This window comes from Paenibacillus phytorum (assembly GCF_013141715.1).
Lineage (GTDB): Bacteria > Bacillota > Bacilli > Paenibacillales > NBRC-103111 > Paenibacillus_E > Paenibacillus_E phytorum.
Window position 1 is genome coordinate 24,891 of sequence record NZ_WHOA01000182.1, and the last position, 21,875, is coordinate 46,765.

At 48.7% G+C, this 21,875-nt stretch carries 13 protein-coding genes; 10 read left to right on the forward strand and 3 right to left on the reverse strand.

What is annotated here, in order from left to right:
* Positions 1 to 25 precede the first annotated feature (25 nt).
* The 4 genes from GC098_RS26055 to GC098_RS26070 are packed head-to-tail and all read left to right on the forward strand — an operon-like array spanning position 26 to position 10,618.
* Positions 26 to 1,681: an extracellular solute-binding protein gene (locus tag GC098_RS26055; RefSeq protein WP_171646119.1), complete on the forward strand. Its 1,656-nt coding sequence runs from the start codon at positions 26 to 28 to the stop codon at positions 1,679 to 1,681.
* A 12-nt stretch (positions 1,682 to 1,693) separates the two neighbouring features.
* Positions 1,694 to 3,448, forward strand: a complete 1,755-nt coding sequence (locus GC098_RS26060; protein ID WP_171646120.1) for a hypothetical protein — start codon at positions 1,694 to 1,696, stop codon at positions 3,446 to 3,448.
* Positions 3,449 to 3,463: 15 nt separating this feature from the next.
* Entirely contained in the window at positions 3,464 to 4,489 is a 1,026-nt protein-coding gene (locus GC098_RS26065; protein WP_171646121.1) for a glycoside hydrolase family 88/105 protein, read from the forward strand.
* 21 nt (positions 4,490 to 4,510) lie between these two features.
* Positions 4,511 to 10,618, forward strand: a complete 6,108-nt coding sequence (locus tag GC098_RS26070) for an OmpL47-type beta-barrel domain-containing protein (protein ID WP_171646122.1) — start codon at positions 4,511 to 4,513, stop codon at positions 10,616 to 10,618.
* A 22-nt stretch (positions 10,619 to 10,640) separates the two neighbouring features.
* Here the strand turns inward: GC098_RS26070 and GC098_RS26075 are convergent, their stop codons facing one another.
* Both GC098_RS26075 and GC098_RS26080 read right to left on the reverse strand, forming a co-directional pair.
* Entirely contained in the window at positions 10,641 to 11,063 is a 423-nt protein-coding gene (locus tag GC098_RS26075) for an ester cyclase (protein WP_171646123.1), read from the reverse strand.
* Between the two features lie 131 nt (positions 11,064 to 11,194).
* Entirely contained in the window at positions 11,195 to 12,415 is a 1,221-nt protein-coding gene (locus tag GC098_RS26080) for a BNR-4 repeat-containing protein (protein ID WP_171646124.1), read from the reverse strand.
* A gap of 262 nt (positions 12,416 to 12,677) precedes the next feature.
* Between GC098_RS26080 and GC098_RS26085 the strand changes: the two genes are divergently transcribed.
* Genes GC098_RS26085 through GC098_RS26095 form a run of 3 tightly spaced genes read left to right on the forward strand, consistent with a single transcriptional unit; the run spans position 12,678 to position 16,715 of the window.
* A complete protein-coding gene (locus GC098_RS26085) occupies positions 12,678 to 13,688 on the forward strand; it encodes an aldo/keto reductase (protein ID WP_171646125.1) in 1,011 nt (336 codons plus the stop codon).
* A complete protein-coding gene (locus tag GC098_RS26090; RefSeq protein ID WP_171646126.1) occupies positions 13,685 to 13,846 on the forward strand; it encodes a hypothetical protein in 162 nt (53 codons plus the stop codon). Before GC098_RS26085 ends, GC098_RS26090 begins: the two co-directional genes overlap by 4 nt.
* Positions 13,847 to 13,871: 25 nt before the next feature.
* Complete coding sequence (locus GC098_RS26095) at positions 13,872 to 16,715, forward strand: family 78 glycoside hydrolase catalytic domain (RefSeq protein WP_171646127.1); 2,844 nt, start codon at positions 13,872 to 13,874, stop codon at positions 16,713 to 16,715.
* Positions 16,716 to 16,832: 117 nt separating this feature from the next.
* Here GC098_RS26095 and GC098_RS26100 read toward each other — a convergent pair whose 3' ends face one another.
* Positions 16,833 to 17,717, reverse strand: a complete 885-nt coding sequence (locus GC098_RS26100; protein ID WP_171646128.1) for an AraC family transcriptional regulator — start codon at positions 17,715 to 17,717, stop codon at positions 16,833 to 16,835.
* 179 nt (positions 17,718 to 17,896) lie between these two features.
* Here GC098_RS26100 and GC098_RS26105 point away from each other — a divergent pair, with 179 nt between their 5' ends.
* The 3 genes from GC098_RS26105 to GC098_RS26115 all read left to right on the forward strand — a co-directional run bounded on the left by GC098_RS26105 (position 17,897) and on the right by GC098_RS26115 (position 21,840).
* Positions 17,897 to 18,691 carry a phytanoyl-CoA dioxygenase family protein gene (locus tag GC098_RS26105; RefSeq protein ID WP_171646129.1) on the forward strand — a complete coding sequence of 265 codons (795 nt, stop codon included), beginning with the start codon at positions 17,897 to 17,899 and terminating at the stop codon, positions 18,689 to 18,691.
* 98 nt (positions 18,692 to 18,789) lie between these two features.
* On the forward strand, positions 18,790 to 19,941 hold the full coding sequence (locus GC098_RS26110; protein ID WP_171646130.1) for a trans-sulfuration enzyme family protein: 1,152 nt from the start codon (positions 18,790 to 18,792) through the stop codon (positions 19,939 to 19,941).
* Between the two features lie 27 nt (positions 19,942 to 19,968).
* A complete protein-coding gene (locus tag GC098_RS26115) occupies positions 19,969 to 21,840 on the forward strand; it encodes a heparinase II/III domain-containing protein (protein WP_171646131.1) in 1,872 nt (623 codons plus the stop codon).
* Positions 21,841 to 21,875: the final 35 nt, after the last annotated feature.

Sequence of the window (21,875 nt, forward strand, 5' to 3'; positions counted from 1 at the left end):
AAGCGTTCTATAATTAATAAAGGGGATGAAAGAAATGGTAGACATAATGAAGAAAAGTACGTTAATGGCAGTGGTGACTTTGTTGGCAGCAGGGACGGTACTTGCGGCTTGCAGCAAATCAAAAGAAGAGGGCAGTGGAACCTCAGTCTCACCAGCAAAAGAGGGATCATCGTCACCAGCACCAGAGAAACGGGGCAAGATCAAAATGTCCCTCTACGACCGTGGCAATACGCCGGCGGCAGAAGGATCGATTACGAATAATCGCTGGACGAAATGGATTAACGAAAACGGGCCAGCAGATGTCGAATTTGTCGCCGTTCCGAGGTTTGAATCGAAGCAGAAATTTAATACGTTGTTTGCTTCCGGAGAAGCTCCCGACGTGATCAACGAATTTGAAACGGGCTATCGAGATCAACTCTATACCCAAAAGCAGCTGCTGCCGCTGGATGATCTGGTCAAACAATATGCGCCGAACTACAGCAAGATGCTGGAAAAGTATCCCATTATGCGCAAGATAGGTACAAAGCCTGATGGTAAATTGTACGAAATCGGGCGAGTTATTCCTAGCACCGTACAAATAGCTGTATTCATCCGCACCGACTGGCTAAAAAAGCTCTCGCTATCAATACCACAAACGCCGGATGATCTGCTTAAAGTAGCGAAAGCGTTCACCGAACAAGACCCGGACGGCAATGGGAAGAAGGACACATACGGCTATTCACTCGCTTATTTAGGGGATGAAGCCATTGATGCTATGCATGGCAATACGATGTTTATTAAAGATGACAAGCTGATCGAAGAGGAAGCGAGAATGAAAGCGGCCGTTTCCTTCAAGAAACGATTGTTTGACGAAGGTGTTGTTGATCGTGATTATTTGACGGACAAGAACGGCGAGAAGGCGAAGAAAGACTTTTTGTCTGGTAAGCTCGGCATCTATGTGGCTGACAACGCGAACGTTGATTTATTAACGACGCTTCGCAGCACAAATAAAGAGGCAACGATATCCCCCATGCTGATGCCTAAGACGGAGTTTGGACAATACACGATCAGAATGTTAAATCCGCTTCAGATGACAACAGTCGTTTATGCGGGGTCGAAGGATCCGGTCTCTGCAGTGAAAGAAATTGATTTCATGCTAGCTGAAACAACATGGAAATTGCTCAAATTCGGCACGGAAAACGTACATTGGAAAAATGATGAGCTCGGATGTCCGAGAGCGACTAATCCGGATTTACGTAAAATTGAAATAGGCTATAACACCGATATGTATATGTCAGCGACAACGATTGATTCCAAAGAGATATGCAACGTTCCAGTTCTTGACAAGAATATTCCAAATGCTGAGGAATGGGCTGGAATCAGAAAAGAAACACGTGATCTGTACGAAAATCCCGCTGTGCCTCTTTACACGTTAACGCATGGTGAGCATATGCCTACGCTTCCGGCTGATTTGTTAAAGATCAACAACGATTGGACCCAACAAAGCAAAGATCTTATTGCCAAGACAGTAGTTAGTGGAAATGGCTATTCAGTTGATCAAGCGATGAATGACCTTAAGAGTTTGAAGCAGAAGATTGGACAAAATCAGACTTTCGATTGGTACGCGAAGTGGTATGAGCAGAATAAAAAGAATGCTTTCTTGACTAAGGACATTTACCAGTTCCTAGCTAAAAAATATTAAGGTGAGATGGAAATGGATTACATTCAATTGTCCGACGATGCGGAGTTTCTGGCAAGCAATGCGATAGTTAGCCTCGAAGAAAGAAGCTCCTATTTGCTCGATAAGCAAATTCAGAAGGATTTGTCCAAGGATCTATATGGAGGTATGGCCATTGCGAACCTGAGTAAAGCCATGTATGTGGAGGAAAGTAATCAGAGTTTGGTGAGATCTGCTGAGTGGTTTGAGCATCCCCATCCTTATGGCCGCGATCCGCAAGGAGAATCGGATTTTGCCGCTATAAAGCTTATGCGCGCCCTTTATCAGCTTGAGTCTACTGGACTTTTGCGGGAGCAGACGACCAACGCCATCCGAAATTTTTATTTGAATCATGATTTTGAAAGCAAATACAAGTCAGAGAATCATATGCTGCTTTTTCATACCTCCCGGTATCTGGCTGCACAGAAGTATCCCCAAGAGTGCTTCGAGGCGTATGGAAAGAAAGGAGGGGAATTTCTGGAGGAGGAAGGAAACCTTCTCCGGGAATACCTTGTTTTTCGCGCTAAGCGGGGATGGGCAGAGTTTGATTCTTCCAGCTATTTGCCGGAGGTCATGGAGTGTCTGCTGTGTCTCTATGATTTTGCCTGCGATTCGGAACTGGTTAAGCTTGCAGGGATGATGCTGGATTTGCTGATGCTGGACATGGTATGCGACAGCCTCGACGGTTTATACGGAGGGGCCCATGGCCGCATCTATGCGCCTGTTGCCTTGGATCACGCCCGAAGTGGTACATTTCCTTTATACTATCTGTATTTCGGGCATCGCTTTCGGGAGGAGATTCAGGCTCCCTGCCTCATTGCTGCCATTTGTTCGGGCTATCGGCCCCATCAGCAGATTTATGAAATTGCACTAGGGCGAACGCAGCCCTATGTACATCAGGAAAGCAAGCATTTACACTGCATAACTTGCGAAACGCCTCACAAAAGGCTGCCGCAGGAGGATGGAAGCATCAATAAATATACGTATTACACACCTCGATATATCATAGGTGCCGTGAATTTTCAGGATTCTTACCGTCTAGGCAGTGAAGCAGGCTGGTATGCCCATCATCAGCAGCACCAGTGGGATCTGAGTCTTGCGGAGGACACCACTTTGAAAATATTCAGTCATCATCCCGGGCATCATGGCACGGAGGGAAGCGAGCATGGCTACTGGACGGGAGATTTGGGTTGTGGTTGCGGGCACTTTTTTGGTGAGAAAAATGTGGTGATGGCCATGTATCAGATCCCCCAGGGGCAAGCGCTGCACTGGATTCACCTCCATGTTCCGAGGGATACCTTTGATGAGGTGAAGGAAGAGGGGAATTACCTTTTTCTACGAAAGTCCGGGGTTTATATCTCCTTATTTATCCACAATGGGTATGACTGGACGGAAGAAGGTGAGTACGCCAGAAAAGAAGTCAAAAGTCACGGAAGGTGCAATGCGGTCATTTGCGAAGTGGGAGATGACATGAGCTTCCCGGATTTTGCAACGTTTCGCAGGACGATTTTACAGAACCGTATTGTTTTCGATCCTATAAATATGCAGTTATCGTACCATTCCTCCTTGGTGGGGGAACTATCGATGGACAAATCTAAGCGAACCTTACATGGAAAATCTATAGCCTTTCCTTATCCAACGTATAACGGTCCCTATATGTTTTCAACTTTTAATAGTGGCATTATCGAAGTAAGATCGAACGAAAAAAAAGCAACCTACGATTTTAACCAAATTACAGTCAAGCAAGAGTAACCGGAGGTGTGAAGTTTGAAAGGTATTCTGGAAAATGTAGCACGGACAACCATGCAGATGGATTTTAATGTAGACAAGAAAGGCGATTGGGACTGGGGAGCAGGCGTCGCTTTGTACGGATTGCGCAAAGTGTATGAGACAACCGGAAGCCAAGAGATCTATAACTTCATCAAAACGTTTATCGACTCTAACATGGCGAACAGCCAGAATATTTCGTATAACATCAATACGACCGCACCGCTGCTCTCGGTTTTGCTGCTCTATCGAGAAACGGGAGAACCTCATTACCTTGATTTTGCCGAAAAATTTGCCAGTTGGCTCATGAAGGAAGCTCCACGTTTATCTAATGGGGCTCTTGAGCATACGGTCATTAACGATAAGTTTGCCGGTGAAATGTGGGTCGATACCGTATTTATGGCCGGTGTGTTCTTAACGGAGTTGGGTCAGATATTGAATAAAGCAGCTTATATCGAAGAAGGACTGCTGCAGGCGAGGCTTCATATCGAAGCCCTTCAAACCAGGGGAAATGGGTTGCTCTACCATGGCTACAGTCTGGCGAGTAATCATCATCTCAGCGGCTGTCTCTGGGCTAGAGGAAACAGCTGGGTAACGATCAGCATACCCGAAATATTCGCAACCTTGACGGGTTATGAAAAGGAAAAGAGTTGGTTTTTTGATAGAATCCAATTGCAGGTCGAGGCACTGGCAGCTGTTCAAAAGGACAATGGCATGTGGTCTACCATTCTAGATGATGCCTCCTCTTATGAGGAAACTTCTGCTACGGCGGGCTTTGTATATGGCATATCTAAAAGCGTTCGTATGGGCTATTTGGATAAAAAATACTTACTCTGCGCGGAAAAAGGGTATAAGGCTGTACTTCGGCATATTACGGAAGAGGGGACGGTACTGAGTGTTTCGGCAGGAACGGGCATTCAAAGAAGTATACAGGAGTATAACGCTATTCCCCGGCAGTCGATTATGCCATGGGGTCAAGGAATTACTTTGTTAATGCTCTGCCAAGAGGCGCACGAAACAACTTAAGTCATGAAGGGGGTAAGTGATATGAAGACAAGGCGCAGGCTGTTTGCGATCCTTATGATGGTATGCATGTTGTCCACTTTCATCGTAAATCCATGGGAAACTTCCACTGTTTATGCAGAAACGACAGCTGCTCCGGACAAAGCGGAGTACCTGTTGGATGAAGATTTTTCTAATCTTGCCACTTCCTACGAACCTAATGACATCGTGCCCAGCGGATGGGATGTGAAAAGAGCTGGAGGATCGATCTCCTACAGTTTTAACAATTGGTTTAAAATCAGTGATACCAGTGATGTACTTCCCGTATCCATGAATAAACAAATACGATCTCAGAATGCCGGAATCCTTACCCTGGAATACCGCTTTAAGATGCCATCTGTCGTAAATGGTGTAAAGTGGCAGCTTCGAAGCGGAGTAACTGAAGGGGTCAGCCTTGAGGTTAAGAATGGTAATTTAGTTCTGGAGTCTAGTGATGCTAGTTACAATCTCCAGACGATCAACGCTAATGCGGAATATGGAGTTAAAGTGATCGCCGACCTGGATGCCAAAAAAGTTCAGGTTTATGTAAACGGTATCGTAAAAGCATCGGAGAAGAGTTTTACTAACGATGTGGCATTTGTAGATAACTTTCATGTGATCACGGGTGATGTAACAACGGGAGACCTATTTTTTGCTCCGGTAAAGATTCACAAAGGGTATGCCATTAATGAGAAATTTATATCCACGGTTCAAGGCCCCCTTCCTGAGGATTGGCAGTCACAGACTAGTGGTGGTGTGATTGCTGTGGAGAAGATGGATAATTCCAAGCCGCCGGATGTGTTTAGTCTGAAGATGAACGCGACGAATGCAACTGGCGAGATGAGTATGGAGAAATCTGTACCTTCTCAGGAAGGAAGCTTGATTTTTGAATACAAAGTATTTATTCCCGTTAAAATGGATGGTTTTTCAGCTGCGCTAAAAAATGAAAATTCGACAGTCTTCCAATGGCTTACAGCAGATGGGAAATTTGCTTATAAGAACTCGAGTGGTCAAAATGTGGCCTTCTACGACTACATACCAAACCTCTGGTATCATGTAAAACTCAAACTGAATACAGTGACCGGTAAAGCAGATCTTTACCTGAACGGCAAGTTGAAAGTGGAACAAATAGACATCCCGCCCAGCGGTGTTAACCGTGTTAACTTTTCAATCGGAGGCTCAAATAGGGGAAGCATGTCACTGGATGATATCCTCTTGTATCACGAGGCGGCAGAGCCTCTGGATTATGTGCCCGCACCTGTCCCTGCAAACTCGGATGATGAATTGGTAGGAGCTCAGGCTTGCTCCTTGTGGAGAGAAGGGCAGCACCTGGGATGGGACCGGATCAATCCATATCCAGAAAGAAAGCCTTATCTTGGTTATTATGACGAAGGTAACCCAGAGGTAGCTGACTGGGAAATCAAATGGATGGCTGAGCATGGGATTGATTTCCAGATGTATTGTTGGTACAGACCGACAGGCACAGAAGGAAAGCCGATAAAGGAGCCTCGACTGGGAGCAGCGCTTCATGATGGTTATTTCAATGCCAAGTACAGCGACAAGGCCGATTTTATGATCATGTGGGAGGCCTCATCCTCCAAAGTTAGCGGAAGCCAGGATTTCAGAAACAATGTTGTGCCGTATTGGATGGAATACTATTTTAAAGATCCACGATATGTGGTCATTGACAATAAGCCTGTCATTGGGATTTTTAGTTATTCCGGCTTGAAACGGAATTTCGGAGGCACTCCGGCAGGTGTGAAGGCTGAAGTGGAATACTTAAGACAGGCAGCCAGGGATGCCGGCTTCGATGATGTTATTATTCTGATATCCAATTCAAGTGCTGACGCCTCCTTGATACAAGAAATGAAGTCTGACGCCGGACTAGATGCCATGTTTGCCTACTCATGGGGAGCTTTTGCAGGGAAAGAAGAATTGCAAAAGACAAAGCTGGAGCAGCAAAGAGATGCTGGTTCCATGGATGTGGTTCCTGTTGTTAGCATGGGAAGGGACGATCGTGCCTGGGATGGCCCCGCCGGATATTATGCGACGCCTGAGGAGTTCCAGTCAACGGGTCAATGGGTGAAGGACACTTTTGTGCCATCCTTGCCAGCAAACAGCGTGGGCCGGAAAATGGTTCTTCTGGACAACTGGAATGAATATGGAGAAGGCCATTTTATCATGCCTGCCGGATTAAACGGTTTCAAGTATCTGAACGCGATTCGTAATGTGTTTACGGAAAGCGGAGAACATTCGGACACTGTTCCTACAGAGGCGCAAAAAGAGAGAATCCGAGGCTTATATCCCGAAGGGCGGATTGTTCCTCCAAAAACAGTGGAAGTCCCTCCAATAACAGATATTAGTCCTATTACATACAGCAAGTTATGGGATTTCAACACGGATGGGGACAGCGAGGGCTGGACTGTAGCGAAGCAAGTCTATCCTGTAAGTATAGCAGGAGGACACTATTCAGGTACATCAACAGGAAGTGATCCAGGCCTTCATTCACCGACTACTTTAGGGATATCAGCAGAAGAAAACCCCTATATCCATATCCGCATGAAAAATAGTTCCAGCGATACAGCCGGACAGATTTATTTCATTACGGAAACGGATCGAACTTGGAATGAAGCCAAAGGAATCGGTTTATTTGTAAGGCCAAATGATAGCGGTTACACGGACTATTATGTTCCCATGTGGAGCAACAAGAAGTGGACGGGAAATATCCAAGCTATCCGATTCGATCCCCTTACAACTACGGGTGATTTCAGCATTGACCGGATAGGACTTGTGAAGGTTCCCATTGCGGGAGTGAAATTGTATTTGAACGGGCAACCGATGAAAACCGTGACTCCGCTGGAAATGATCGACGGCACTGTCATGCTGCCACTGGCTGAAGTTCTGGCGAAGGACGGCATTACGACCGAACGAGATGAAACAGGAGACATCCTAGCCATCAAGAATGGCAGTGTTATTCGGGTCGTGCCAGGACAGCTTACAGCTTATAAAGGAAATACGGCCGTAGCCCTGCAGCATGTTCCTGTGACGTCGAGCTATGACCTGTTAGTGTCACCTGATGCTTTAAAGGAACTATTTGGTTATAACTTTGCTTGGGAAGCGTTTGATGAGACCTTGTATATTTCCGGTCCATTCAAAATAGTTGGAGACAATATTTTAACAGATCCAGGGATGGAAATGGATACTCTATCATACTCCGGTGAAAGAATCGCTGCAGAGCTAAGTGCCACAGAGTACCATTCCGGTCATCAGTCAGTTAAAGTCACCAAGGAGTATGCTTATGGAAAAATTCTTTTCCCCGGCATAGAGAATGGTAATGAATACTACTACTCGGCTTGGGGGAAGCTGGCTCCCGGCTCCACAGCGGGGGAAAAGCTTCGAATATGTCTTCAGTACAAAGTGAACGGCGAGACCAAACAGGTGGTGATGGTAACGGGACCTGCGATGGACACCTCCACTTGGAAAAAGGCAGAAGGGTATTTTAAGCTGAATGAAACCGGCACTATTACCAATTTAACCATGTATATCTATACGGATTTTCCGGCAGCGGCAGATAGCTACTATCTGGACGATGTGGAGATTCGGCCGGTGACTTATGCTAATGATCCAATCCCTGCTAGAGTCTCGGGAATCAGTCTGAATAAAACGGCTATGGAGATTAATCCTGGAACGACAGCGAAGTTGATGGCTATCATTGAGCCTCTTAATGCGGTAGAAAGGGCAGTTACTTGGAGTTCTGACAATCCAGAAGTGGCAATCGTGGACGTGAATGGAGCTGTTTTCGGGAAAAAGGAGGGAAGCGCTCATATCACGGTTACATCGGTGGATGGGGGTAAAACGGCTACTTCATCTGTAACAGTTCGGGAAGGGGTTTACGAAACGGTCACCTTGACAGTAAAGCCTGATGGAACTGGCGATTTTATCTCTCCTAAATTGGCTAATGATAGCATTCAGGAAAGCAGCTCTGCCAAGCAGTATGTCATTCTGATCTATCCGGGAGTGTACACCGAGAAAAATTGGGTGGTAAAGCCCTATACGACGCTTCGAGGAACTGATAGGGATCAAGTTATCCTGAAAGGAGAGAACGCCGCTTCGGCCACGAACAGTGAAATTACCAATCAATCGACCGTATGGTTGAAGGGGACAGCAAATCTGGAGAATCTCACCGTCACCGCCAAAAACATGAGATATCCGATTCACAGCGAAGACAATGGCAATAATAAGGATGCTATCCATATCGTGAAAAATTCCCATATTGAGCATTACGGCAATCTGGAAGCTGTCGTGTATCGCCAAAACTGGATGGCCGCACATCCGGGGGTTACTCCACCAGCAGACTTAGACCCAGCCAAGGTATGGGGAGGGATCAGCGGGGTTGGTTCCCATGCTTGGGGTTATGGATCCGCCAGCGGCGTAACGGAGATTGTGTATGGCAGCACGTTTGTTTCAAAAGCTGATGGCTGGTATGTGCATAATCGGGAGGATTTCACCAAACCCCAGATCAGTATCATCAACGACAGCAAAATTGTTTCTACGGAGACTTTGAAGCCTATTATCATACAATCGCTAGGCAGTGGGACCAAAGATGAGGTTATTTTCAACAACACGGAGATTATTGGGACTTACATGGTTCAGGACGATTCACCTTGGATTACGCAAAAACCAGAGAACCAATATGCCAACCATGCGGATTATAAGGTTACCTTTAATAACAGTACACCTATTGGATATTCAGATGAGCATAGGGGAAGAGCGCTAGCCTTGTTCAGTAAATCCACAAGCAGTATTTCGAGTGTAAAGGTCAGCGGTGATGCAGTACCAGCTATTCTAGGTCAGTATGAAACCCGAGACGGAGGCGGTGGCCTGAGCGGTTATCTATACGGCTATTGGGATGTATCCGGCATCAAAGTGGGTCTGAATGCCAACATTGAGGTCAATAATACGCTCGGAAGAAGGCTGGGGGACTGTACCATCATTCATAAGACACTTCAAGTGATCTTTGAAGATGGAACATCCAAAACGATCATTTTTAATGAAAATTATACCAATCAGCCCAATACGTATATATTGGCAAAAATGAATGGTGTTTTGGGCGCTTCAGGGAGAGCGGCGGAGTATAACGTCACAGGCACTGAATACTATCCACAGGTACCAGATAAGCAATTAACTTTACAAAATAATACCCAGGTTGGCATTCCCCGATTTGCCGCTGTACGTTTTGATACCGACAATAACACGCTGCGACTTATGAGCGCTGCTGATTCACCTGGAAGCTTTGTAGGCATCACGCTAGAGCGGATTATACCAGGCAAGTCGGGAAGAGTATTGACGGAAGGGATTATGAAAAAAAGTCAATTGAATGGTTTTACAGGAAACCTAATTAAGGGAACTCAAATTTCCATTGGCACCCAAGCTGGAAGTTTAATTGAAAACTCCAGTGCACCTGCACTGCTAGTGGGAATCCAGACGGATTGGGCTTATTTTAAGGGGGATACGGAAGCTCCTATAAGCACTGCCTCCGTAAGTACGGTGACTCCAATCGGCAGCAACGGATGGTATACATCAGAAGTGACGGTAAGCATAGCCGTGTATGACCATTTATCTGGTGTAGCCAAAACAGAATATCAAGTAAATAACGGGGCATGGATAACTTATACCGGTTCCATTCCTGCCTTTGTAGAAGGGACGTATAAGATCGGATATCGAAGCACGGATAAAGCAGGCAATGTAGAACAGGTCAAAACAATTGAGTTTAAGATTGACCAAACAGCACCATTACTAACTGTTCAGTTAGATAAAACGTCAATATGGCCGCCGAATCATGAGATGGTGACGGTTCATGCTGCGGTGTACGCGAGTGATGCTGCATCAGGTGTTGCTTCTCTGGTGTTAACCTCCATTACAAGTAATGAACCGGATAGTGGTCAGGGTGACATTGAGGCTATTATAGGCACGCCCGCTACTTCATTTCAGTTACGGGCGGAAAGATTAGGTAATGAAACGGGGCGAATATACACGATTACGTATACGATAATCGACCATGCAGGTAATAAATCAACATCGATAAGCACAGTTCGCGTACCACATAACCAATAAGCTATGGGAAAACAGGTATGACTTAAGCGTTTCTTTGGAGCTGAAGGCGAATGCCTTCACGATCGATTTGAATCCAGTATTCGACGATACGTTCGTTTTCGATGCGATACACAGCGCTGGCGATCTCAATGATGGTTTGACCAGTTGGCGGAAAGCCGTCGACTTCTCCAATGTGAGTGCCGGTCTGTTTCCAGCGAACGTAAACACGATCATCCTGTGCAATAAGCTCTTGTACTTCCAGGTGAAAATCACCGTAGGCTGCGATCATTTCCCTAACGTGATCAGCATAATTGGCAGGTGTTCGGCGAACGGTGGTTTCGTTTTCTGCGGTCATTTGATGAGCAAGCACCTGCTCGGCCATGTAGAGATTAGCTGTATCCGGCGCAATACCGGAGCGAACTTTTTCGAAAAATTGGCGTACGATTTCTGATGGAAACGTGGTCATAGGGCACCTCTTCACATAATTGATTCTACTAATATTGTACATGAAAACGAAATCTCACTGATCAATTTCAGAGAGATTTTCGTTTTTTTTACTATTCAGCCTGAAAAAGGGGATGAAACGCTGTTATTTCATTATTGTTTCCCCATAACCGTCTTCATCTTCAACGCCGTCTCATAACCGGTGAAATGCACATAATCCCCGTGCATCCAGAGAAGGAGCGCGTCTTCTTGCCCGCTGCTCCGAGCTAGGACGGGCCTCACGTTGTTGCGGGAAGAACCGGTGGTTACGGCAGTGGACTCCCACGTTTTCCCATGATCGGCCGTATGCCAATGCTCAATCTCGAATATGCCGTTCACCGAACGGGATAGGTAGACGTTGGCTGGATCGGCATGATCCAGTATAAGACCGCCTGAGTAGAAGGGCTCCCGTTCCACGGCGTCTTGCACGGTTTGCGGGAACCAGGAGCCGCCGGCTGTCATTTCATGATTCTCCCAGGAATCGCCGTTCCAATAGCTGTACCAATAGCGGTGGTCCGTATCGGAGTGGAAGACGGCGTACACGATGGCAGGACGACCGCTGGCGTCCACCGCAATATCCCAGATCCAGGCCTTCGCATCGTGCAGGATCCCGTCGAACACGACATCGGCATCGCGGGGAAGCATGGGAAGGCCGGAGGCCGGCTTAATGGCTGATCTGTCCGCACGATAGACGATACCGTCTTGGATGCAGGCGAAATATATACAGTTATGCGGCTCTATATTGGGGTGTCCGTCGGTAAAAGCAAAGTAGATCGTATCCTCCCCGTTGCCCGCATACTTGACGTATGGGCGGGCTCCATCTCCCATTATTAAGGTTTGGGGCTCCGACCATGCGCCTTCTTCATCTGGACAGGTACTAAAGTTCGGTTTGAAATTGCCGCCCCGCCAGAACAAATACAGCTTCCGTTCCTGGCCGACATAGATCGGATTGGGGTACGTATAACCGTGCATGCCGCTCGTATTCTCCGGAAGTTCCTGTTCGGCGCTGAAGGATGTGATATCCTCGGCAGTTTCCATCTTGCGGTAATACATCGTCTTCCCGTTATGAGCTGAATAATAGATTATTGCGCGTCCATCGGCAGGAAAATAGAGCGAAGGATTCGCATGGTCGTCCTGTTGCAGACTTGGCTTAATCGTTACGGAGTCGAGGGTCCCGTCACGATGATCGTACGTACCGATCATGACGTGGCCATGTCTCGTTAACCAGCCGACATATGTACGGTCCTGCTGCCCGACATAACGGACTGCCCGCGGGTCGGCGAAGAAACACCACGCCCCGTCCTCTGTAAAACTTGCATAATTCTCTCCTCGCATAGAAATCGAATCCTCCTTCATATGCTTTTTCGTCCCTTCTTGCACTCGGACGCGGGATACGTGGAAATGTCCAGATAAGGAAACGCCATCATGTTGGTTGCTATTCCATCAGCTGCCAATAGGTCAAGTTCCTACATTCTACATCATCCGCTATAGGCTGTGAAGTTCGAATTTGGCGTGTTTTTTCTGGCAGATCGACCAAGAAAGCCTCTTCGTAAATTCCTTATACTTAAAGGTGATTCGAGGGAGGATGGTGCTTCTTATGAAATATCGGAAATTCGGCAATACGGAATGGGACGTTTCGGAGATCGGTTTCGGAGGCTGGCAGATTGGCGGTGGCGGGGCTTTCGGACAAGTGGACGACTGCGAGTCGGTTAAAACCTTGCTTGAAGCGTGGGACCGGGGTATCAATCTGGTAGATACGGCTCAAATGTACGGGAAAGGCCACTCCGAGGAAGTCATCGGCATGGCGCTCAAGGAATGGAATCGTGATCATATTTATATAGCTTCCAAGGTTCAGCCTGTTCAATGGCCTCATCCGAATGAGATTGATCCGGATATGACAGGCCGTTATCCCGAAGCTCACATTCGCAAGCAGTGCGAGGACAGCTTGACTAGGCTAGGTGTGGAAGCGATTGATTTGTATCAGCTGCATGGCTGGTTTCCGAAGGGGTTGGAGGATCGAGAATGGCATGAGGCGTTGACGGAGCTGCAGAAGGAAGGTAAAATCCGCGAGTTCGGCGTGTCGATTCGCGATTATCGTCCGCAGGACGGTATTGCACTTGCTGAGGCTGGGCTGATCCAAGCCCAACAGGTTGTTTATAATGTTTTTGAACAGCGGCCAGCGGAAGAACTGTTTCCGGTGTGTAAGAAGAGCGGATTGGCTGTGCTTGCCAGGGTACCATTTGATGAAGGCTCGCTGATCGGCAGCTGGACGCCGGAAACCTACGAGACTTTCGCGCCAGGCGATGTTAGACGGAGCTATTTCAAGGGCGATCGTTTCGTGCGGACGCTTGAGAAGGTGGAAGCGATCAAACAGACGATCCGTGAATACGATGCTACTATGACGCTTGCCGAAGTTGCGCTCCGCTTCTGTCTATCGGATGAAGCTGTGAGCTGCGTCATTCCGGGTATGCGCAACGCCAAGGAATTGGAAGCCAATCTCAAGGTTTCGGACGGGAAGCCGTTGCCGGCTGAGCTGCTTGAGCAGCTGAAATCGTTCAATTGGCCGCGCAATTATCATAATCCGGACACGCTGGTGGATCCGTTATGAGCGCTTTTGCCAGATTCCGGCAGCGTCTAAAGGAGAAGGCTGACGATGTCCGGGCCCGTCCCGTCACACTGGCCAACGGAATCAATCACCCTGACCGCGCGCTGCATGCCCAGCTGGCGGAACTGATCGAAGCCCGAATATTCGAAGAACACGAATAACGCTACAGAAAGCGGGGAGAGCCTCATGTTCGAAAAGGCTAATTGGATATGGAAGACGGGAGACCGGAGACCGATTAATGAGCACATCTGCTTTCGGAAAACGTTCGAATGGGCGGCTGCGTTATCCAATCGAGCGATGCTGTCCATCACTGCGGATACCAAGTACAGGCTGTGGGTAAATGGGACGGAGCTTGGAGAAGGTCCTATTCGTTCGACCGCAGACCACTGGTATTACGATGAGTTTGATATTACTCACCTATTACGGCCTGGCGCTAATGCGATTGCCGTGAAGGTCTGGCACTACGGTCATTCCAATTATCAATATGTTGAGAATGAAGCGGGCCTCATTGCTCAATTATCGCTGCACGGCTCCGCCGGTATTCAAGCGATAGGCACGGATGAAACATGGCTCTACCTTAGACATGAGGGATACGATGCCGATGTCGTCAAGCGTAATGTGAATATTGGTTGGATGGAAATATACGATGCCAATGCGATGAGTGAACAATGGGTGCTTCCTTCTTACGACGACAGGAACTGGGCGCGTAGTGAAGTTGTCGCTCCCTATGGAGGTGTACCTTGGGGGGAGCTGTATCCCCGAGGTATCGAGCCGTTGTCCACGGAGATCGTCAGGCCGAAGCAGATCATCGCGCTTAGCGAGATTGTACCTATCCTCCAAGTGATATCCGTCAATATGCGTGAGAACCTGTATCCCGAGTCGCGCGATGCGAATGCGAAAATATTCAGCGGATTTTTGGCGGTTAAGCTGGTGGCTGGGGCTGAAGCCTGCGGCCGCTTAACGTTCGCACATTCCAAGTGGAACGGCGTTCAGGGACGGTTCAGGATCGATGACCGCTGGTATGTTCATAATGATGAGATTCAGGTGGCTGCCGGCGAGCATCTGTTCTTGATGGAAATTTGCGGCGTTCATAATGATTTGTTCTCCCATATGGAAATCGATTTCGATACGGAACTGCGGTTCGCTCATCCATTTGAGGGCAATCAAGATGCCTCATTCGTTACCATTGGCCCGTTCGAGACGATCGAGTCGTATGCCGACGGCTTCCAGCCTGTATACGGGGGCGTTGAGAAAAGCACGGGTTTGAATCACGAGCATCCGCTGCTGCTGGAAATCGGGGCTTGCTCCACATTGACTGCATTAGAGGCGTACAAAGACATGTGCAAGGACGTACATCCAAGGCATGTGCTTGTTAATAAAATGATCTACTCGTTGATGATGCGTAAACGAGTAGTCAAGTACTATCCCGTTACGAACCGGCTGGAGCGGATGCTCCATGATCATCTGCTGCCGACTGAGCTGCCCGTTCCCGTGGAAGACGGGGATATAGAAATCGTTTTGGATTTCGGGAAAATTTACGTAGGGACAATCGAGCTAGAAGTAGATGCCCAACAAGGGACGGTGATCGATGTATACGGCTTCGAAAACCGCGTCAACGGCGTCAATGCATATACATCCGGCTGCAATAATTCATTCCGGTACATATGCCGCGATGGTAGGCAGGTGTTCAAGAGCTTCGCCCGGATGGGCTTCCGTTATTTGATCGTCACGGTGCGTAAGGCTGATGCACAGATTCGGATTCACCGGCTCCAGCTGCACCAGTCCAGCTACCCGGCTACGGATAAGGCGTTATTCCGCTGTTCGGATCCCTTGCTGAATGACATTTGGGAAATTTCCAGACATACGTCGCAGATGTGCATGGAGGATACGTTCGTCGATTGTCCCACCTATGAGCAGGTATTCTGGGTAGGGGACTGCCGGGTGAGCGCGCTTGTCAACTATCAGTTGTTCGGTTCCTATGAGCTCGTCAGGCATTGCTTGGAAATGGTACCGCGGTCGAGGAGTCAAAGTCCGCTGCTGCTTGCTTTACTGCCAACCGATTGGCAGGCGGCTATTCCGATGTGGACTTTCAGCTGGATTATCGCCTGCAAGGAATATGTCGATTACAGCGGCGATAGCACGTTCGTCGAGGCGATCTATCCGGAAATCCGGGAAACGCTCGATGCGTATAGGGGCTTTCTCAACAAAGACGGCCTGTTTGATACCAGCTCTTGGAATATGCTCGATTGGGCGCCAATCGATATTCCCAATGTCGGCGTAGTCACAGCGCAGCAGGCGCAGCTGGCCCAGTGCCACCGGATCGCAGCGAAGATGGCGGAATCGCTCGGATTGCATAGCGAGGCGGAAACTCTGCTCAATCACGCGGAGCAGTTGAAGCTGGCGATTCAGGAGCATTTGTGGGATGAAGATGCTCAAGATTACCTAGACGGTATCCACCGTAACGGCAAGCCTTCGACAACGCGAAGTCTCCAGACGCATGTGCTGCTGTATCTGGCCGACTGCCTTGGAGAGCGACAGGCAGCCGTTATCAATCCCAAGCTGCTAAACCCGCCGGAGGATTGGATTAAGATTGGCTCGCCTTTTTTCTCATTCTATCTGTTCGAGGTGTGGCAGCGCTTCGGCGAACTCGATCGCACGCTGGCGCAGATCAGGACGGACTGGGGCAAGATGATCCGATACGGCGCTACCACCACTTGGGAAACGTTTCATGTATTCCCGAGGAGCCATGCGCACGCATGGTCTGCTGCGCCGGCTTTTGTTCTTGGCAATCAGCTGTTGGGCGTTGAAAAGTTGGAGGAGGGCTACCGCAAAATTCGAATCGCCCCCCCTGTTACGGAGCTGCTTTGGGCGGATGGGATCGTTCCGACTGCTTACGGACGTATCGATGTATCGTGGTCGAAGAAAGAGGATAAACGAGTGATGCGCGTATCTGTTCCGCGAGACATCCAAGTCGAGGCTGCACCGGAGCGGTCGGAGGATTGGGACATTCAGATTCATGTGATTGGATAGCTCCGGTTAGGTGTGGCCTGTGGCAGCCTGTGGCATGGATGGCTAACAGGGAGGGGAGCTCGTTCGCGCTCGAGCCATCAGTGCCACGGGGGGCTGATGGCGTAAGCGTTGCTAATGTTAAATCTCCTTCTGGCTTTTGCGGAATTTCCCGGGCGAGAGCCCGGTCATCTGTTTGAAAAGTTTATTGAAAAAGCTCAAGTCGTCGAAACCGACCTCCTGGGCAATCTGCAAAATGTTGCTGTTTGTAGAAAGCATCAGCTCTTTGGCCATGCGTATGCGAATTTCGTTGCGGAATTCGATGAAGGTTTTGCCCATGTACATCTTAAACCTGGATGTGAAGGCGGACTGGCTCATGGCGCACATCTGGCTGACTTGGGCAAGCGACAGCGGATTCGCGTGATGCAGCTCGATAAACTCGGCTACGCGCTCGATTACTTTATGCTCGGAGGCTAGCGCCGTCATCGGTTTGTGCAGCATCTGATCGTAGCAGCGACTGAGGAATACGAACATTTCGATTAGCCGGGTCTTCACGAGCAGGCGATAACCGAGCTTCTTCTCCGTGTATTCGCTGAGGATGCGGTCAAGCAGCTGCTTCATCTCGATCCTTTGGTGCGGATTCAGTCTGAGATGGGATTGGAAGTGGACCGACTGCCGCAGAAAAGGCTCCACGTAGAAAAAGTCGACGAACGACGTTACGTTGGATAACGATTGCAGTTCGTGACTCAGGATCGAAGGAGCAAACAGGATGTTGTAAACGATGAGGTGCTCGTCAATTATATAGGCATGCTCTACATCTGGCTCGATGACGAAGACATCGCCTTCTTGGATTCTGTATTCCGTTCCGGAATAGATATGGCGCCCCGATCCTTCCACCACATACACAAACTCGATAAATTCATGCGAATGCGGCAAAACCGATTCTTTTCTTTTGGACGTGTACTGCTCGAGATGAAAGGGGAAATCGTGGGCTTCCAAGTAGCTTTCATTCTGAAATCGGGTCATCGGGCAAGACCTCCGGGAAGGATGATAAGTGCTTCAATTCCTTTTATCATAGAGTATTTCCAGGAAGAAGAAAAGCTGGTAAATCACCTTGAAACTCTGACGGATTCACCAAGTCTGCTCCCTTTTACGCGTGATATAGTGATACCAAAGTACAGAAAGTACAAAAGGAGCTGGCTGTCATGACCAATGCCATTCAATCGCTATTAACCTCGGAGCACCGTACATTTTATCAGGAGAACGGATTCGTACAAGTGGATAATGTACTGACTGAGCAAGAATTAATCGAGCTTCGTCAATATATGGAAGAAGTGATGGTCGAGGAATCCGCGTCGATGTCATTGCAAACGGATAAAAAAGGCGGCAGCTACTACCGCGTGCTTAACCAGCGTGTTAACGTATGGCGGGATCATGGCGGCATGCACAAGTATTCGTTCAACCCGCGTTTTGCACAAATGGCACTTGAGCTTACTGGTGCTAGCGGTATTCGTCTTTTTCACGATCATGCGCTGTGGAAAATGCCAGGCGATTCCAAGCCGACCCCGTGGCACCAGGATTTCCCCTACTGGCCGATGAATGAGCAGGGCGCTATGTCGATTTGGATCGCGCTCGATGACGTAGATGAGAAGAACGGCTGCATGATGTTCGTACCGAAATCGCAAAACGCCGGCAAGCTGAACCATATAGACTTGGCGAATCCGCAGGATTTATTCGAGTTCGTTAAGGGGACCGATTATGAGAATGCGAAGCCGGTGAAGGTGCCGCTGAAAGCAGGAAGCTGTACGTTCCATAATGGGCTTACCTTTCACTATGCGCACTCTAATGTAACCGATAAACCGAGGCGGGCGCTAGCGATTATTTACATGCCTGACGGAACGACCTTTAACGGGAAAAAGCATGCGATAACGATGGATTTGAACCTGCAGGAAAACCAGCCGTTGGCAGGTCGGATGTTCCCGCTATTAGCCCATATGTAACAAATACGGCGTCAGGGAGCGCAGCCTGTTATATGTACAGCTACTCCCTGTGGTTTAGATTTGAGAGTATCAACGGTTCATAAAGAGGGGGAGAAGGTTTGGACAAGGATTCTTTAAAGAGTAAGGAAGACATTCTTGCTCATCTGGGCGACGATTATGACCGTTATTTGGGTGCGATTGTGCCCCCCATTTTTCAAAACTCGCTGTTTACAAGGAAAACGGTCAATCACGGGTATACGTATACGCGCGTCGCTAACCCGACGACGGAGATTGCCGAGATGAAGATCGCTGCGCTCGAGGGCGGGGAGGAAGCGCGTTGTTTCTCTTCGGGAATGGCCGCTATCAGCGCCGCCTTGACATACTATCTGGAGAAAGATAGCCATGTTATTTGTCCGCGCGCGGCCTATGTGCCGGCGAAAGCATTTCTGGAAACCTATATGAAGAAGTTCGGCTGTGAGGTGACGCTCGTTTCAGGCGAAAGCATTGAGGAATTCGAACAGGCGATCCGCCCTAATACGAAGGTTATTTATTTGGAAAGCCCTCTATCGAACATTTTCTCGCTTCAGGATCTGAAAGCGATCTCCGCTTTGGCAAAATCGCATGGGATTGCGACGATTATCGACAATACCTGGGCGACGCCGCTCTATCAGAATCCCCTTCAATATGGCATTGATCTCGTGGTCCACTCGGCATCTAAGTATTTGGGCGGACACAGTGATATTCTGGGCGGCGTCATCATAGGGAGCAAGCAGGTTCTAGAATCGATCACAAATAACGAAAGAAGCTTGTTCGGGGCTGTTATGGATCCGCATCAATCCTGGCTGCTCATCCGAAGCCTGCGCACCCTCCCGGTTAGGATGAAGCAGCATCAGGAGAATGGTTTGAAGGTTGCAGCTTTCCTGGAAGAGCATTCCCAAGTATCCGCCGTCTACTATCCGGGTCTACCCAGCCATCCGCAATATGAGCTTGGCTGCAGGCAGATGTCCGGTTACTCCGGATTGCTGAGCTTCGTGCCTAAGGGCGACAAACAGCAGATTATGAAGATGATGAAAAGCTTGCGCTATTTCGAAGAAGGACCTAGCTGGGGCGGCTTCGAGAGTCTTATCAATTCACCCGGTTTATGGGTGAACGAGGAAACATCCCTCCTATCGGGAATTCCGATCGGTCTGATGCGCATTTCGGTCGGTCTGGAGAGTGCTGTTTCGATTATCGATGATCTGGACCGCGCACTGATCGAAATGACACGATAGTCGTTTAAGGGAGACCGTGCACTAAGAATGAAAGGGACGGGTGTTAATGTGAGCTATGTACAGGACTGGCAGCCTATTCAAGAGAAGATTCGGACGGAAGCGTGGGCGAAGCACGTCTATGACACTCTGCTTGAGACCACGGAGTGGTGGATCAATCATTACGCAGATGATCCTGGGAGAGTTGCCGGATGGGGGCACAACTATTTCTGCGAAGCTTGCGGGAGCAGGATCGATTTCGAGAGGGAAACACCCCAAGAGAATAACTGCCGAAGCTGCGGGCACCGGAACAAGGGTGCCCGTTTCGATCAGGCATGGAACTATTTGTACCGCGATGAAGCTCACAAGCATGTTTTTTACGCTGGGGTGCTGTATCGGCTCACGGGCGATGATCGTTACCCGGCATTCATCCGCAAGGTGCTTTCTTTTTACAGCGATCATTATGAGCAGCTTCAGGTAGACGTTAAACCCGGCTACGTCGGCAAAATAGCCGGCACCGATCTCTGCGACGCGGTCGGCATGATTTGGCTGCTGCAGGGAATGGAGATGATTAAGGAAACGTTTAGCACCGAAGAGCTTCAGCTTTATAAAAGCAAACTGTTCGACCCTCAGGTAGAGCTGCTGGACAGCCACTCAACCAGCATTCACAACATCCCCTGTTGGATGAAGGCGGCAGTCGGCATGGCGGGGATGTTCTTCGGGGAGAGCAGCTACGTAGAGCGGGCCCTGAATGGTCCGTTCGGCCTGCTGCGGCAATTGCAGGAAGGCGTGACAGCGGAAGGATTCTGGTACGAAGGTTCATTTCACTATCACTTCTATTGCGTAGAACCGTTCACGTATTTCCTATTGTTCGCCCGTATCTATGATGTAGAATGCGGTGGCATGGAAGAAATCGTTAAACGGATGTATGTGTTCCCAGCGGAACTTGTGTTTGATAACGGAATTTTCCCCAATCCGAATGACGGCTGGCCGAATATCGCGCTGACCCACTATGCGGGACAGTACGAGTATGCGAATCGTTTGTTTCCAGATCCGGCCTTCGAGTATGCGCTTTCCAGATCATACGAGGAGTACTACAGTCCAACGATGGCCTATGGCGGTATGATTGAAAATTCGCCTGAAGGGTGGGTTCAGCGGCTCTTGTTCGGCAAAGGGGAATACGCCGGGGAAGAGATGCAGCGCGGGACGAAAAATTATCCGGCTTCGAATATTTGCTCGTTACGCGCAGGAAAGACTGCACTGTTTATGAAGTACGGCCTGAATACGCGGAGCCATGCGCACCCTGATTTAATGAATATCGAGCTGTTCGACGCGGATTGCTTATGGTCTCACGATATCTCTTCGAACGGTTATGGCTCGTTCTTGTTTTTGGAGTGGCAGCGGAAGACAATCGCCCATAATACGGTCATCGTCGATGCCGTCGATCAGATTTGTTCTGAGCGTGGAATCGTAGAACGATTCGAACCGGAGCGGAACCGGATTCGCGCCAAGGCCAAGGAAGTATATCCTGGCGTTGATTATATGCGCGATATTCATCTTCAGGAAGGATGCATCTCGGATACGTTTCAGGTGATCAGCGAAGACGAACATCTGACAGATTGGCTTTTTCATTGCCACGGGCAGATGGAGACTGATTTTGAGACGCAGCCGTGTGTGCCCCTCGGGAGCGAGTTCGGCTACCAGCACCTCATGAATCTAAGAGTATTCACGACTAACAACAGTTGGTTGATACGCTGGGTTTTGCCGGAACGAACGTTGATTCTTCGGATGGAAGGGTTCATGGGAACGGAAATTTATTTATTCGAGGGCTACGAAGATACGACAGCGAATAAACGATCCGGTGTTTTGGTAAGAAGGAAAGGCCGTGGAGCGGAGTACCGTGCCGTTTACACGATAGAGTGAAAAGCAGAGAATACCCCACTACTTCAAGACAATGC